The sequence below is a fragment of the Micromonospora sp. NPDC048842 genome, assembly GCF_040649935.1.
GTDB lineage: Bacteria > Actinomycetota > Actinomycetes > Mycobacteriales > Micromonosporaceae > Micromonospora > Micromonospora hortensis.
Window position 1 is genome coordinate 20,964 of the sequence record NZ_JBEZGK010000017.1, and the last position, 14,597, is coordinate 35,560.

At 71.2% G+C, this 14,597-nt stretch carries 18 protein-coding genes; 7 read left to right on the forward strand and 11 right to left on the reverse strand.

Features of this window, described 5'->3' with window-relative positions; genetic code table 11:
- Positions 1-17 precede the first annotated feature (17 nt).
- Both AB0C19_RS22600 and AB0C19_RS22605 read right to left on the reverse strand, forming a co-directional pair.
- Positions 18-452, reverse strand: a complete 435-nt coding sequence (locus tag AB0C19_RS22600) for a hypothetical protein (RefSeq protein ID WP_357188336.1) — start codon at positions 450-452, stop codon at positions 18-20.
- 41 nt (positions 453-493) lie between these two features.
- Complete coding sequence (locus tag AB0C19_RS22605; protein WP_357188338.1) at positions 494-1,480, reverse strand: 4-hydroxy-3-methylbut-2-enyl diphosphate reductase; 987 nt, start codon at positions 1,478-1,480, stop codon at positions 494-496.
- Between the two features lie 174 nt (positions 1,481-1,654).
- Between AB0C19_RS22605 and xseA the strand changes: the two genes are divergently transcribed.
- Positions 1,655-2,902, forward strand: coding sequence for an exodeoxyribonuclease VII large subunit (gene xseA / locus AB0C19_RS22610; RefSeq protein ID WP_357188507.1), 1,248 nt, complete (start codon positions 1,655-1,657; stop codon positions 2,900-2,902).
- Between the two features lie 45 nt (positions 2,903-2,947).
- Positions 2,948-3,169, forward strand: coding sequence for an exodeoxyribonuclease VII small subunit (locus AB0C19_RS22615; protein WP_030328827.1), 222 nt, complete (start codon positions 2,948-2,950; stop codon positions 3,167-3,169).
- Between the two features lie 43 nt (positions 3,170-3,212).
- Here the strand turns inward: AB0C19_RS22615 and AB0C19_RS22620 are convergent, their stop codons facing one another.
- Genes AB0C19_RS22620 through AB0C19_RS22630 form a run of 3 tightly spaced genes read right to left on the reverse strand, consistent with a single transcriptional unit; the run spans position 3,213 to position 4,910 of the window.
- A complete protein-coding gene (locus AB0C19_RS22620; protein WP_357188340.1) occupies positions 3,213-4,058 on the reverse strand; it encodes a hypothetical protein in 846 nt (281 codons plus the stop codon).
- Positions 4,059-4,076: 18 nt separating this feature from the next.
- Positions 4,077-4,208: a hypothetical protein gene (locus tag AB0C19_RS22625; RefSeq protein WP_357188342.1), complete on the reverse strand. Its 132-nt coding sequence runs from the start codon at positions 4,206-4,208 to the stop codon at positions 4,077-4,079.
- A gap of 54 nt (positions 4,209-4,262) precedes the next feature.
- Entirely contained in the window at positions 4,263-4,910 is a 648-nt protein-coding gene (locus AB0C19_RS22630; RefSeq protein WP_357188344.1) for a DUF4245 domain-containing protein, read from the reverse strand.
- Positions 4,911-5,069: 159 nt separating this feature from the next.
- Between AB0C19_RS22630 and glpX the strand changes: the two genes are divergently transcribed.
- Both glpX and AB0C19_RS22640 read left to right on the forward strand, forming a co-directional pair.
- Positions 5,070-6,101: a class II fructose-bisphosphatase gene (gene glpX / locus AB0C19_RS22635; protein ID WP_091394313.1), complete on the forward strand. Its 1,032-nt coding sequence runs from the start codon at positions 5,070-5,072 to the stop codon at positions 6,099-6,101.
- Positions 6,098-7,084 carry a DMT family transporter gene (locus AB0C19_RS22640; protein WP_357188346.1) on the forward strand — a complete coding sequence of 329 codons (987 nt, stop codon included), beginning with the start codon at positions 6,098-6,100 and terminating at the stop codon, positions 7,082-7,084. The genes glpX and AB0C19_RS22640 overlap by 4 nt, the downstream gene beginning before the upstream one ends.
- Before the next feature lie 53 nt (positions 7,085-7,137).
- Here the strand turns inward: AB0C19_RS22640 and AB0C19_RS22645 are convergent, their stop codons facing one another.
- From AB0C19_RS22645 to AB0C19_RS22670, 6 genes are all read right to left on the reverse strand, one after another.
- Complete coding sequence (locus AB0C19_RS22645; RefSeq protein WP_357188509.1) at positions 7,138-8,106, reverse strand: NAD(P)/FAD-dependent oxidoreductase; 969 nt, start codon at positions 8,104-8,106, stop codon at positions 7,138-7,140.
- 106 nt (positions 8,107-8,212) lie between these two features.
- Positions 8,213-8,866 carry a rhomboid family intramembrane serine protease gene (locus tag AB0C19_RS22650; RefSeq protein ID WP_357188348.1) on the reverse strand — a complete coding sequence of 218 codons (654 nt, stop codon included), beginning with the start codon at positions 8,864-8,866 and terminating at the stop codon, positions 8,213-8,215.
- Between the two features lie 106 nt (positions 8,867-8,972).
- The gene (locus AB0C19_RS22655) at positions 8,973-9,650 is read right to left on the reverse strand and encodes a lytic transglycosylase domain-containing protein (protein WP_238684420.1); all 678 of its coding nucleotides are present in this window, start codon (positions 9,648-9,650) and stop codon (positions 8,973-8,975) included.
- 278 nt (positions 9,651-9,928) lie between these two features.
- The gene (locus AB0C19_RS22660; RefSeq protein ID WP_357188351.1) at positions 9,929-11,344 is read right to left on the reverse strand and encodes a PhoH family protein; all 1,416 of its coding nucleotides are present in this window, start codon (positions 11,342-11,344) and stop codon (positions 9,929-9,931) included.
- A gap of 414 nt (positions 11,345-11,758) precedes the next feature.
- Complete coding sequence (locus tag AB0C19_RS22665; RefSeq protein ID WP_091394339.1) at positions 11,759-12,094, reverse strand: hypothetical protein; 336 nt, start codon at positions 12,092-12,094, stop codon at positions 11,759-11,761.
- 31 nt (positions 12,095-12,125) lie between these two features.
- Positions 12,126-12,470, reverse strand: a complete 345-nt coding sequence (locus AB0C19_RS22670) for a hypothetical protein (RefSeq protein ID WP_145786311.1) — start codon at positions 12,468-12,470, stop codon at positions 12,126-12,128.
- 264 nt (positions 12,471-12,734) lie between these two features.
- Between AB0C19_RS22670 and AB0C19_RS22675 the strand changes: the two genes are divergently transcribed.
- The 3 genes from AB0C19_RS22675 (at position 12,735) to otsB (ending at position 14,586) form a co-directional block, all read left to right on the forward strand.
- Complete coding sequence (locus tag AB0C19_RS22675) at positions 12,735-13,178, forward strand: XRE family transcriptional regulator (RefSeq protein WP_357188353.1); 444 nt, start codon at positions 12,735-12,737, stop codon at positions 13,176-13,178.
- A 162-nt stretch (positions 13,179-13,340) separates the two neighbouring features.
- Positions 13,341-13,694 carry a hypothetical protein gene (locus AB0C19_RS22680; protein ID WP_210784414.1) on the forward strand — a complete coding sequence of 118 codons (354 nt, stop codon included), beginning with the start codon at positions 13,341-13,343 and terminating at the stop codon, positions 13,692-13,694.
- A gap of 67 nt (positions 13,695-13,761) precedes the next feature.
- Complete coding sequence (gene otsB, locus AB0C19_RS22685) at positions 13,762-14,586, forward strand: trehalose-phosphatase (protein WP_357188356.1); 825 nt, start codon at positions 13,762-13,764, stop codon at positions 14,584-14,586.
- Positions 14,587-14,597 lie beyond the last annotated feature (11 nt).

Consider the following 14,597-nt stretch of genomic DNA (forward strand, 5'->3'; position numbering starts at 1 on the left):
GTGAGGGGGGCGAAGGGTCAGGACCGGTGGGCGGCCGTCACGACGAACGGGGTGCCCTGCTGGCAGGTGGTCATCATGCCGGGCTCCACCCGACCGGTGACCTCGACCCGGGCGCCCGGCGTCAGCACCTCACGCGGGCCGCCGAGCAGCAGGTAACCGTCGAGCAGTACGCAGCCGGGCTCCACACCGCCCTGCACGGTGCCGCTCAGTGTGGTGGCCCCGACGCCCGGCGGAGTGCTCGGGCCACCCGGTTTCGGAGTTTTCAGCCCGGGCGGCACGGACCGGGTGACGGTCTCTGGCGAGGGCGTCGGGTCGGGCGTGGGCTGGCTGGTCACCGGCTGCGCTCCCGTCGGTGTCGCTGTGGGTGTGCCGCCCCCGACACCCTGGCCGCCGCAGGCGCTCAGCGCCACGCAGACGGCCAGCGCGGGGACGGCGAGCCGAAGAGTCCTCATGCCGAATCTGACGTACGCCGACCCGAGTTCGTTCCCGCGCTTCAGCCGCGCGCCGCCGCGGCCTTCATGTCCCGCCTCAGCTCCTGCGGAAGCGAGAACGTGAGCCGCTCGTTGGCGGTGGTGATCTCCTCGACGTCGGCGAAGCCGCGGGCGGCGAGGTGGACCAGCACCTCCTGGACCAGGTCGTCCGGGACGCTCGCGCCCGAGGTCAGGCCGACCGTGGTGGCCCCCTCCAGCCAGGCGTCGTCGATCTCGTGCGCGAAGTCGACCAGGTGACCAGCGCGGGCGCCGGCGTCCAGGGCGACCTCGACCAGGCGCACCGAGTTGGAGGAGTTCGTCGAGCCGACCACGATCACCACGTCACAGTCGGCGGCGATCTCCTTGACCACGTGCTGCCGGTTGGAGGTGGCGTAGCAGATGTCGTCGCTGGGCGGGGACTGCAACAGCGGCAGCCGCTGCTTGAGGCGGGCCACCGTCTCCAGCGTCTCGTCGACAGAGAGCGTGGTCTGGGAGAGCCAGACCACCTTCTCCGGATCACGTACGGTGATCTTGTCGGCGCCGTCCGGACCGTCCACCAGTTGGATGTGCGCGGGGGCCTCACCGGCGGTGCCGACGACCTCTTCGTGCCCCTCGTGGCCGATGAGCAGGATGTCGTAGTCCTCGGCCGCGAAGCGCCGTGCCTCGTGGTGCACCTTGGTGACCAGCGGGCAGGTCGCGTCGATCGCCTTCAGCGAACGCGCCTTGGCCTGCTCGTGGACCTCCGGCGCCACACCGTGCGCGGAGAAGACGACTGTGGCGCCCTCCGGCACCTCCTCGTTCTCCTCCACGAAGATGGCGCCCTGGGCCTCCAGGGTCTGCACCACGTGCTTGTTGTGCACGATCTGCTTGCGCACGTAGATCGGGGCGCCGTAGAGCTTCAGCGCCTCCTCCACGGTCTGCACCGCGCGGTCGACACCCGCGCAGTAGCCGCGGGGCTTGGCCAGGAGCACGCGCTTGCCGGTCCGGTGAGTCGCCTGAGCCTCAGTCACCACCCCATCGTACGTGCCACCCCTCCACCCGCCACCGGGCCGCAACCCACCCCCAACCCCACCCCCAACCCCGGGTGATCAAGAGGTTTGCGTCAGAAACGCGCCCAGCGCCGACGCAAACCTCTTGATCACCGGGGAGGTCCGTAGGGTGGGCGGGTGAGCGAGGGTGGGCGGGTGGGAAGCGGCGGAAGCGGCGGAAGCGGCGGGGGCAGCGGCGGCGGGGCCAGCAGCGCTGACGAGCCTTGGCCGGTACGGGTGGTCAGCCAGAAGGTGGGGGCGTGGATCGCCAAGCTGGGCTGGGTGTGGGTGGACGGGCAGGTGGCGCAGATCAGCCGCCGTCCGGGAGCCAGCACCGTCTTCCTCACCCTGCGTGACCCGTCGGCCGACCTGAGCCTGACCGTCACCACCAACCGGGACGTCCTGGACTCCGGCGCGCCGGAGCTGCGCGAGGGCGCACGTGTGGTGCTGCACGCCAAGCCCGAGTTCTACGCCGCCCGGGGCACGCTGAGCCTGCGGGCCGACGAGATTCGCCAGGTGGGGCTCGGGGAACTGCTGGCCCGGCTGGAGAAGCTCAAGAAGCTGCTCGCCGCCGAGGGGCTCTTCGACCGCGCGCGCAAGCGTCGACTGCCGTTCCTGCCCGGCCGGATCGGGCTCATCACCGGTCGCGCGTCGGCGGCGGAGCGGGACGTGCTGACGAACGCCCGACGTCGTTGGCCGGCGGTGGAGTTCCGGACTGTCAACGTGGCAGTGCAGGGCCCGTCCGCGGTGCCACAGATCGTCGACGCGCTCAAGGTGCTGGACGCCGACCTGAGCATCGACGTGATCATCATCGCGCGAGGTGGCGGCGGCATCGAGGACCTGCTCCCCTTCTCCGACGAGGCGCTCTGCCGCGCGGTGTTCGGCTGTCGTACGCCGGTGGTCAGCGCGATCGGCCACGAGACGGACGCGCCCTTGATCGACTATGTCGCCGACGTCCGCGCCTCCACCCCGACCGACGCGGCGAAGCGGGTCGTCCCCGACCTCACCGAGGAGGTACGCCTCATCGGTCAGGCCCGGCACCGCCTCGAACGGGCGGTGCGCAACCTGGTCGACCGGGAGACGCACCGGCTCGACGGGCTGCGTTCCCGGCCGGTGCTGGCCCGGCCCCAGGTGATGGTGGAGCATCGGGCGACCGAGCTGACCGCGTTGCGTCAGCGGGCCGGCCGCTGCCTGGAGCACCGGCTCGGGGCCGCCGAGGATGACCTGCGGCACACCCTCGCGCGGCTGCGCGCCCTCTCCCCCGCCGCCACCCTCGACAGGGGGTACGCGATCGTGCAGCGCGCGGACGGCCATGTGGTCCGCGCGGCGGCGGAGGTCGGCAAGGGCGACCCGCTGCGGGTACGACTGGCCGACGGCGAACTGGCCGCCACCGTCGATGGCTGAGTGGCGACGAGGCGCGGTGGGGAGTGGTGTGCTGAGATGAACGCGATGACTGATGACACGAAGGCCGGGCCGGACGAGCGGCTCAGTTACGAGCAGGCCCGCGCCGAGCTGGCCTCGGTGGTGGAGCGCCTGGAGGCCGGCGGCACGTCGCTGGAGGAGTCGCTGGCGCTCTGGGAGCGCGGCGAGGCGCTGGCGGTGATCTGTCAACGCTGGCTGGATGGTGCGCGGGCGCGGATCGACGCCGCCCGGCAGGAGCCCGCTTCCTGACCAACCGCCGGTGGGGCGGCCGGAGCCGCCCCACCTCGGTACGTCAGTTGAACAGGCTGTACAGCTCGGCCGGTGCCTCGACGACCTGGGCCGCCGGCGGCTTCTGCGCGGCGGTGGCGGCGCCGTAGTCGGAGTAGGTCATCTTGATCTCCTGGGCGGCGGTCTGCCCGGCGGCCGGCAACTGGAGCACCAACTCGCTGAGCCGGCCCTGCGGGTCGACCTTCGCGGTGAACGGGACGGTCTTCGCCTGGGTGCCCAGCGCGGCGATAGTGGCGGCGTTCAACGAGCCCGCCTCGGCGGCCTTGGTGACGTCGATGGTGCCGGCGTACGCGCCGGTGCCGGTGCTGCGGACCTCGGTGATGCCCTGGGTGAGCACCGCGCTACCGGCCGGGTCGACCTTCTCGAAGTCGAAGCCGAGGTTGCGGTTGCCCTTGATCCGGTTCTGGTCCAGGTGCTGGTACTTGCCGAGGTTGAGCTGCTTGATGGCGGGCAGGCTGTCGGCGGTGGGGCCGGTCAGCTCCAGCTTGACCCAACTGTCCGGCTTGAAGTGGACCACGTCGAGCTTCATCGCCAGGTCGGACGACGGGCCACCGATCGCGATCTTCATCGCCGCGCTCTGGCTCGGCTGGTGCACGAGCCCCTCCGCCGTCGAGCCGGCGCCGGCAAGGGTGAACCGGAAGTTCCCGTTGCTGATCTCCTTGGTGGAGTCGAGCAGGGCCTGCTTGGCGTCACCCGCCACCGGGGCACCGGACGGGCTCGCCGTGCCGGACGCACTCACAGTCGGGGACGGAGTCGATCCGGCGGTGCCGGTTCCGCTGGCGCAGGCGGCCAGTGCGGGCGTGATCAGAGCGGCGGCTACCAGGCCGGCGCCGAGTCGTCGAACAGTCATACGTGTCTCCCAAGGGGGTCACCCGACGACCTGGGCGGCGCCGGAAACCGGGCGACGCAGCAGCACCGTCGGCTGCGTCGCGCGACCCGGGCCGAGCAGCGCGCCCGGATCACCCCCTCTTTGTTCCCTGTCGACCGGTCGGACAATCACCCTTCGGGCCTGTTGCCCAGATTCGACGCCGGCGGGCCACCCCACCGGGTCCGGTCAGCGCAGCGAGCCGGCCAGTTCGCGGAGTTCGTTGTCCCGGGCGTCGCCGACGACGATCACCGTGCGGGTCGGCTCCAGCAGGACCAGCGCCTGCTGGTTCCCCCGGGCCGTGTAGAGCTGCCAGGCGCGCCCGGCCAGCTCGGTGGGGCCCTGCGGCTGGCTCTGACTGGTCAGCTCGGCAGGGAGCAGACGGTCCGCCGGGACGCTGCTCTGCAGCAGTTGGACGCCCCGCCCCTCCGGCGTGAGGTAGCCGAGTCGCAGGTTCACACCGCCCTCGACGGCCTGGTAGCGGGCGCTGACCGTCTTCCAGTCGGCGCCGAGCCCCTGCGGCTGGCTCACCGGAAAGACGTTCGCCGAACGTGCCTGCTCGATGGCGGGCGCCGGATCGACTGTGGTGGCCTGGTCGCCGCCGAGGAATCCCCGGTAGAACGCCAGCAGCAGCGCGATCGGGACGAGCAGCACCAGCAGCGAGATCGCCATGTCCTTCGGCGACCGCTCGGACTTGCCGGACACCGCCGGCGGCGGTGGGGTCGGGTCGGTCGCGGCGGGCTCACCACCGCGGCCGGCGGGGACGTCGGCCGGCGGCTGACCGTCGGGCGGCGTGCTGTCGGCGGGTACGCGGTCGGCTGGCTGTGCGGGTTCCACCCCACTATCTTCGCAGCCGCCCGACCGGCGGTATCCGGGCCATCACCGCCCCGCGCCGACGCCCGGTCGGCCATCGTGTGAGGATCAGCGACAAAGCCGGCAGTGGGGGCCTCCCCGCCGCCGGCCGTCCCCGCACCGTCGCGAGGAGGAGTAGCCGTCATGACGAACACCAGGACGCGGATCCCGCAGGATCTCGACCGAAACCTTGCCCTCGACCTGGTCCGGGTCACCGAGGCTGCGGCGATGGCCGCCGGCCGGTGGGTCGGTCGGGGCGACAAGGAGGGCGGCGACGGGGCCGCTGTCGACGCGATGCGCAAGCTGATCAACTCGATCCAGATGCGCGGTGTGGTGGTGATCGGCGAGGGCGAGAAGGACAACGCCCCGATGCTCTTCAACGGCGAACACGTCGGCGACGGCACGGGCCCGGAGGTGGACGTCGCCGTCGACCCGGTGGACGGCACCACACTCATGAGCAAGGGCATGCCGAACGCGGTGGCGGTGCTCGCCGTCTCCGAGCGCGGTGCGATGTTCGACCCGAGCGCCGTGTTCTACATGGAGAAGCTCGCCGTCGGGCCGGCGTACGCCGACGTGATCGACATCAACGCCGGTGTGGCGGAGAACCTGCGCCGGATCGCCAAGGTCAAGGGCACCGACGTCTCCGAGGTGACAGTCTGCGTACTGGACCGGAGCCGTCACGACGACCTGGTCGCGCAGATCCGCCGGACCGGGGCGGGGATCCGGTTCATCTCCGACGGCGACATCGCGGGCTCCATCGCGGCGGCCCGGGGTGAGTCGGACGTCGACGTCCTGATGGGCATCGGCGGCACCCCGGAGGGCATCATCTCCGCGTGCGCGCTGAAGTGCATGGGCGGCGCGATGCAGGCCAAGCTGTGGCCGCGCGACGAGCAGGAGCGGGAGAAGGCGATCGCGGCCGGGCACGACCTGGACCGGGTGCTGGGCACCGACGATCTGGTCACCGGCGACAACTGCTTCTTCGTGGCGACCGGGGTCACCTCGGGCGACCTGCTGCGCGGGGTGCGTTACCGGGCGGGCGGCGCGTACACCCAGTCGATCGTCATGCGCTCGAAGAGCGGCACCATCCGGGTGATCGACTCGTACCACCGGTTGGAGAAGCTGGCGCTCTACTCCGCTGTCGACTTCGACGGTCGTCCGCTGGCCGAGCAGGAGTGACAGCCGCCGACACGGCGACCCCGCAGACCCTGTCGGCCGCCCGCCGGATCACCGGCGTCGCGCTGGCGTCGGCCTCCGGGGTCGCTGTGGCGGTGCAGTCGCGCATCAACGGCGAGCTCGGGGTACGCCTCGACGACGGTTTCGCCGCCGCCGTCGTCTCGTTCGGCATCGGCCTGCTGGTGCTGCTGGTCCTGGTGCCCGCGACCCCCGGTGGTCGGCGAGGGCTGGTCGCGACACGGCGGGCCCTGCGGGCCGGCACGCTGCGGCCTTGGCAGTGCCTCGGCGGGATGTGCGGAGCCTTCCTGGTGGCCACCCAGGGCCTCACCATCGGCACGTTGGGCGTGGCGGTCTTCACCGTGGCGGTGGTCGCCGGTCAGACCGGCAGCAGCCTCGCCGTGGACCGGGCCGGGATCGGGCCGACCGGCCGGCAGCCGATCACCAGGCAGCGGCTGGCCGGAGCGGTGCTCACAGTGCTGGCGGTCGGCCTGGCGGTCGGCGACCGTCTGGGTGACCCGGGTGCGCTGGCGCTGGCTCTGCTACCGCTGCTCGCCGGGGTGGGTATCGCCTGGCAGCAGGCCGTCAACGGCCGGGTCCGCGCGGCGGCCGACAGTGCGTTGACCGCCACGCTCGTCAACTTCGCCGTCGGCACCGTCACCCTGCTCGTCGCGTTCGCGATCGACATCGCCGTACGCGGCTGGCCGGGCGGCCACCTGCCGACCGAACCGTGGCTCTACCTGGGCGGCCCGATCGGCATCGTGTTCATCGCGATCGCCGCCGCGATCGTCCGCTTCACCGGCGTTCTGCTGCTCGGCCTGGCCACCATCGCCGGGCAGATCGTGGGCGCCGTCCTGCTGGACCTGATCCTCCCCACGGCGGCCTCGCACCCGGGTGTGAACACCCTGCTCGGCGCGGCGCTGACAATGGTGGCGGTGCTGATCGCCGCGCTGGCGCCACCCGCCCGCCGACGTGATGTCCGCGTGTGACGGCAGAGGGCCGACCTCGTCAGTGACCGCCGCTCCGCCCTCGATGACGAATGTCAGCCGGCGTCGGAGGAGTGCCCGGGGAAGAGGTGTGCGCTCGGGTCGATGGCGACCGCCGCGTTGTTGACCGCCGTTGCCGCCTCACCGAAGCCGGTGGCGATCAGCCGGACCTTGCCCGGGTACTCGGTGATGTCGCCCGCCGCGAAGACCCGGGGCAGGTTGGTGGCCATCGCGCTGTCGACCAGGATGTGCCGGCGGTCCAGCCGTAGCCCCCACTCGGCGAGCGGGCCCAGGTCGGCGGTGAAGCCGAGGGCGGCCACCACGGTGTCCACCGGCAGCGTCTCGGTAGCGCCGCCGCGCACTGTCACCTCGGCACCGGTTACCGCGCCGTCCCCGAGCAGCCTGGTGACCTCGGCGTTGACCACCACCCGCACCGGCAGGGAGAGCACCCGGGCGACAGTCGAGGCGTGGGCCCGGAACTTCTCCCGGCGGTGCACAAGGGTCACCGACCGGGCCAGCGGTTGCAGCGCCAGCGCCCAGTCGAACGCGGAGTCGCCGCCACCGACGATCAGCACGTCCCGATCGGTCAGCTCGGTCGGCTCGGTCACGAAGTAGACGATCCCCGAGCCGGGGGCGCCGTCGGCGCACGGCAACGGCCGAGGGCTGAAGCTGCCGAGCCCGCCGGTGACCACTATCGCGCCGCACGCGAGCTGCTCGCCACCGGCCAGGCCGAGCACCGGGCGACCGTCGGCGTACGCGAGCTTCTCCGCCCGGGTGCCGAGCAGGTACTGCGGACCGAACGGTGCCGCCTGGGCCACCAGGTTGGCCACCAGGTCGCGGCCCTTGACCGCGGGAAAGCCGGCGACGTCGAGGATCAGCTTCTCCGGGTACATGGCGGTGACCTGACCGCCCGGCTCGGGCAACGCGTCGATCACCGCTACCGACAGCCCCCGGAACCCGGCGTAGTACGCGGCGAAGAGACCGGCCGGACCGGCCCCGATCACGGCGACATCGACCTCGCGCATGGCGTACCGTCGCTTTCCGCTCACGGATCAACGCGTGCTGATCTCGACCGTAAGCGGGCGGTGACGGTCGGGCAAGCACGTCCCAGAGGCGCGCCGGAGAATCGCCTCAGGGCAGGCTGAGCGTGGAGCCCGAGTAGTCCTGGCCGCCCACGGCGGGTCGCCGCCGACGGAACAGGATCGCCGCCACCACCCCGCCGAGCAGGCCGAACAGGTGCCCCTGCCAGGAGATCCGCTCGTCGGTGGGGAGGATGCCGACCAGCTGCCAGCCGTAGAGCAGACCGACAAGGAGGAAGACCGCGAAGTTCCACCAGCTGCGCTCGACGATGCCCCGGGTGAGCAGGATGCCCAGGTAGCCGAAGATGACGCCGCTGGCGCCGACCACCACCGAGTTGGGTGAGCCGGTGAACCACACGCCGAGCCCGCTGACCAGGATGATGACCAGGGTCGACCAGAGGAACCGGCGGGCGCCGGCGGCGAGGACGAAGGTGCCCAGCAGGATCAGCGGGATGCTGTTGCTGTAGAGGTGGTCGAAGCCGTGGTGCAGGAACGGGGAGAAGAAGACCCCGTCGAGCCCGTCGATGCGTTGCGGGATGATGCCGGCGGTGGCGTCCAGGCCGAACTCGAGCCCCTGGTCGACGGCCTCGATGAGAAAGAGGAACGGGACCACCGCGCACATGGCGACGAACGCCCGGCCGAGCGCGGCGTAGAACGCCTCGGTGCCGAACCGGTAGGGGTCGCCGCTTGACGGGTGCAGGGTCACTCCACAACTGCTATCAGCAAAAGCGGCCGACCGCCACTCACGTCCCGTCGGGGTACGCGCGAAGGCGGGGCGAGTGGAGAGCCACCTGCCCCGCCTTCGAGAGCCGTCAGTAGTGGTTGTTGTTCTGGAAGTAGGTCCAGGCGCCGCAGGGCGTCTTGTACCTGCCCTTGATGTAGCCCAACCCCCACTTGATCTGCGTGGCCGGGTTGGTCCGCCAGTCGGACGCGACGGAGCCCATCTTGCTGCCCGGCAGAGACTGCGGGATGCCGTACGCACCGGACGAGGAGTTGTTGGCCTTGTGGTTCCAGCCGCTCTCCTTGGTCCAGAGCTTCTCCAGGCAGGGGAACTCGGCGATGCCGAAACCCGCGCTGATCATCAGGGCGCAGCCAGTCTTGCGGTTGCCGCTGTACTCGGCGCAGGACGCCGGGATCGGCCCGTCGTACGGCTTGGCGGGCGCGTTGGCGGCGGCGCGCTCGCGCTTGCGGGACGCCGCGGCGGCCTCGGCCCGGCGGGCACGCTCGGCGGCTTCCTTGGCGGCCTGCTTCGCCCGCAGCTTGGCCTGGTACTCGGCGGCCCGCTGCTTGGAGAACTGCACCTGGTGGGCGGCCTGCCGCTCGCGCTGGTACGCGAGGTCGGCCCGGTCGACCTCGAGGCTGACCTGCTCGGTCAGACCCTGTTGCTGGGTTTCCCGGTCTTCGCCCAGGTAGAAGCCACCGGCAACGCCCACGGAGAGCAGCGCTACAGCAGCCGTACGGGCGCCCAACCGGCTCCACAGCCGACTCACGAAGTGGTCCCTTCGTCGGGAGCAAGGACGTGGCGCGGCGCAGACCACAGGTGGGCCGTCAGCCGTGCCACGAGCGCCCCGACCGGTTGCCGGTCGCGCCGACGCACCGACCTTCGCCGATGTCGTCCGTCTCGAAGACGAACGATCGCCAACGATTCCGGTGGTGCATGGACGCTCGTGGGACACGATTGCGCACAGTGAGGCTGATGGGAAACCAACCGGGCCGTTTGTGATCTGCGCCACACCAAGAATGCGGACAAAAGCCCACATAACATCCGTCAGATCGGGATGTCCTCCAGTAGGTCCGTGACCATCGCGGCGATCGGAGATCGCTCCGAACGGCTGAGGGTGACGTGCGCGAAGAGCGGATGACCCTTGAGCGCTTCGATGACAGCCGTCACCCCGTCGTGCCGGCCGACCCGCAGATTGTCCCGCTGGGCAACGTCGTGGGTGAGCACCACCCGGGAGCCCTGCCCGATCCGGGACAGCACGGTCAGCAGCACCCCGCGCTCCAGCGACTGGGCCTCGTCCACGATCACGTAGGCGTCGTGCAGGCTGCGCCCGCGGATGTGGGTCAGCGGCAGCACCTCCAGGATGCCCCGCGAGGTGACCTCCTCCAGCACGTTCTCGTGCACCACCGCGCCGAGCGTGTCGAAGACCGCCTGGGCCCACGGCGACATCTTCTCCGACTCCGAGCCCGGCAGGTAGCCCAACTCCTGGCCGCCGACGGCGTACAGCGGGCGGAACACGATCACCTTCTTGTGGCGGCGGCGCTCCATCACCGCCTCCAGCCCGGCGCAGAGCGCCAGTGCCGACTTTCCGGTGCCGGCCCGACCACCCAGTGAGACGATCCCGATCGACTCGTCCAACAGCAGGTCGAGAGCGATCCGCTGCTCGGCCGAGCGGCCGTGCAGCCCGAACGCCTCCCGGTCGCCCCGGACCAGACGCACCGACTTGTCCGGCAGCACCCGACCGAGCGCGGAGCCGCGCCCCGAGTGCAGCACCAGACCGGTGTGGCAGGGCAGCCCGGCCGCCTCGTCGAGGTCGAGCGTCTCGCCGCCGTACAGCTGGCCGATCTGCTCCTCGCTCAACTGCATCTCCGACATACCGGTCCAGGTCGGGTCGCTGGCCTGGCCGTGGCGGTACTCGTCGGCACGCAGACCCACGGAGGCAGCCTTGACACGCAACGGCATGTCCTTGCTGACCAGGGTCACCTCCCGCCCCTCGGCGGCGAGGTTGAGCGCGACGGAGAGGATCCGGGCGTCATTGCTCTCGGTGCGGAAACCGGGCGGCAGGACGCCGTCGTCGGTGTGGTTGAGCTCCACCCGCAGGGTGCCGCCGACGTCGTTGGCGGGCACCGGGCGGTCGAGTCGGCCGTGCCGAACCCGCAGGTCGTCGAGCATCCGCAGCGACTGCCGGGCGAACCAGCCCAGCTCCGGATGGTGCCGCTTGCCTTCCAGCTCGGTGATGACCACCAGAGGTAGCACCACTTCGTGCTCCGCGAACCGGTGGAACGCCGCCGGATCGGAGAGGAGCACCGACGTGTCCAGGACAAAGGCCTGGCCGGCTGGTCGCGGCTCCTTGGGGTCGGCCGGCGCGGCGGCCGCCGAACGGCGGCTCCTGGCGGCTCGGCGGGGCGTGGCAGTCGCGGCCGGGGTCTGGTCGGCACCGGCGATGGTACGGCGAGTCGTCACAGGCCTGCTCCGACGGATGGGCACCCGCCACCCGTGTTCCGCCTCCTCCGGTGCCCGGGGACACGGGGTCGGATGCGGAACCCCATGCGCGAGGTCGCAGATCCGGGCGGACCGGCTGGCTCGGGAGAACCCCGTGCCATGCCTAGACGCTAGCCCCGCCGGACCTTCCCGGCTAGGGGCCGAACGTGGATCTCCCAAGACGCGCTCGTGAACAGGGCTCCGTCGACGCCCGCACCAGCCGAAAGGCATTGTCGCGAACGCGGCGGAACCGGCCGGGATGCATGCCCCCTGCGCGCATCCCGGCCGGGTGGGGCCACCGTCACCGGTCTGACGTGACCCCGACGGTGCGTGTCCGCCGCGGACGACGCACCGCGCTCGTGGCGCCGGTCGGCGGGGCAGCCCCGCCGACCGACCTCAACCGGTACGTCGGACGAGCGTGCCGGTCGGGTGCCGCCCGGTGATCGGGGCGGCCGGCGCGCTGAACGACGAGCCGGTGTACGTGGTGCCGGGGCGTTCGACAGCGCCGGCCGAGCGGACCACGCCCGCTGGTGAGACCGACAGGGCCGAGGCGATCGCCGCCTGGGCGTCCCGACGACGCCGGTTCCAGGCGCCTCGGTCACCGTCGAAGTAGCCCTGCCGGTAACCGAAGCGGTAGCCGATGCGGTAGCTGAGCTGCCCGTGCAGCCGGCCTGCCGCGTAACTGGTGGCACCGAGCACCAGGACGAGGAACACCGCGAGAAACGGGCTCATCGGGCAGCTCCGGCCCAGCCGGGACGCCAGGTCATCGCTCCTCCGGCTCGATCGTGGTGGGGTCGGCGACGAGCAGCCGGTCCAGGTCGTCGGTGCTGACCTCCTCGACCAGCTCGACGCTGATCCGGCAGCCGTCCAGCACGACTTCGGCCACCGAGGAGCGGCGGATCTCGCCGCCGGCGTCGTAGACCCGGACGCTCAGCTCCGGGCAGCCGAGATGGGTACGCCAGGCGTTCCACTCGGTACGATCGCCGACGCTCAGCGACAGGTAGCGGCAGCCTCGGGCGAGGTAGAGCCGCCAGGGGGCGGTCAGCCCTGCGGCGACCCCCTCGGCGATCAGCCCGAAGGCCTGGGCGCGGGTGGCGAGCTCGGTCACCACGACCCCCTGGCACCGGGGGCGTGACGCACGCGAGCACCAATCGTCTCATGCACGTGACACACCGTAGATTGTCCCATGGGCGTGACAGTATCAGCTTTTCGTCCGCTTACGTTTGCCACTACGTTCATCTATTCTGCCCGCGTGACACCCCTCAACAGTGGCACTGACTCGTTTACCGGAAACCCGAACCTCTCGTCACGTCCGCGTGACAGTGGCGAGCCGGGGCGCGCACTCGCAGCCGGCTGGCCTTACCGTCACGGAGTGACCGAGACGGCCAATGCGCGGAAGATCGCCTTCGCCACCTTCGTCCGACGGGCTCTGGACGAGGCGCGGGCGACCCGAGCCTGGAGCGGCACCGAGGTGTCCCGGCGCACCGGCGTCTCCCGGCAGACCATCAACCGCTGGGTCCGGGGGGACTGGGCCAGCGACCCGGAGGCCGAGCGGGTGGTCGCCTTCTGCGAGGGCCTGGGGGTGAACCCGGCCGCGGCCTTCGCCGCGCTCGGCTGGGACCGCGCCGCGGCCGGCCCCCGCGCCGGCCAGGCCGCCCCTCCGATGGACCCCGACGTGGAGGCGCTGCTGCGCCGCCTGGTCGACCCTCAGGTGTCGGACGCGGAGAAGTTCCACATCCGGGAAACCATCAGATACCTCGCATACCGCCCAACGTTGCCGGTCGATGTCCGAAAAAGGGGCAATCAGGCAGGCTAGTTCCTCAGATAGCGAAAGAACGCCTGGTCAGGTTCATTCGTTTGCCTCCGGGGCTGGAACGGGCACGCTAGCGTCCCTATTCGTACTGCTTGGGCTCGTCATCGGCGGGGGGACGGGACAAGGCCGAACCCAGCCCTGCGGGACAGAAGGAGGGGTCTGTCCATGACCCTGAAGTGGTTGGCAGTCGTGGTCGCAACGGTGTCGGTGACACTGTGGGCGACCGGCAACACGGTGACCCTCGCGGTCGACGGCGGGCAGCTGCCGCTGCTCGTCAACCTCTTTGCGCTCATCACCGCCGGCACCGCGGTCGTCCTGGCCGTCGTCGCCGAGCTGCACGAGCGTCTGAACAACCGAATCAGCGCGCTCACCGAGTTCCTGGTGGCACGGCTCAACGAGATCGACAACCACACCGGCGATCGCAACACCGGGTTCGTGGAGGGCTACCTGTTGAGCCATGGCCAGGAGGCGGCGGTGGTGCCGTTCGGCCGGCGCGGACGAGGAGCCGCCGAACGCTGATCCCATACCGCTCAATGGGTCCGCTCGGCCAGGAATGAGCCTGGATCGCCGGGGTACGCTGACGCGCGTGCCGCCGTTGAATCTGGGCAATCAGCAGCCGAGAACTCCGTTGAACGCCGACCAGGCCTGGCGGATAACCGCCAGCCGGGCGGCCGGGACCGTGCTCTTCTTCGACTTCGACGGCACGCTCGCGCCCGTCGACGACGATCCGACAGCGGTACGCCCGGCACCCAAGGCGTTGGCCGCGATCGAGGCGCTCGCCCCGGTCGTGCGGCGGGTCGCGATCGTCTCCGCCCGACCCGTCGAGTTCCTTCGGGATCAACTCGGCGGGCTCGCTGGCGTGGACCTCTACGGCCTCTACGGGCTGGAGCACAGCCACTCCGGCGGCGAAACTGTCACCGAACCGGCAGCACTGCCCTGGGTGCCGACCATGGCGGAGTTGGCCGACCTGGCCCGGGCGGAACTGCCGCCCGGCACGCTCGTGGAGTACAAGCGGCTCTCGGTCGCGCTTCATTGGCGTACCGCCCCGCAACTCGGCGCGACAGTGCAGCAGTGGGGGCAGGCGCAGGCCGACCGTCTGGGGTTGCGCTCGCAGGCCGGGCGAATGGTGCTGGAGCTCAAGCCACCTGTCGACCGGGACAAGGGCATGGTGATCGGCGAGGCGATCAAGGGTGCCACCGGCGCCTGGTACTTCGGCGACGACGTCTCCGACATCAAGGCCTTCGCCGCGCTGCGCGCTCGCGCCGCCGCCGACCCGGACTTCCTCGGTGTCTGCGTGGCGGTGGCCAACCCGGAGACCGGCCAGGAGGTGGCCAACGCCGCCGACCTGACCATCGAGTCGCCGGCCGCCCTGGGCGACTTCCTCACCCAGGCACTGACCCACCTGCCCTGAACCGACCTGGC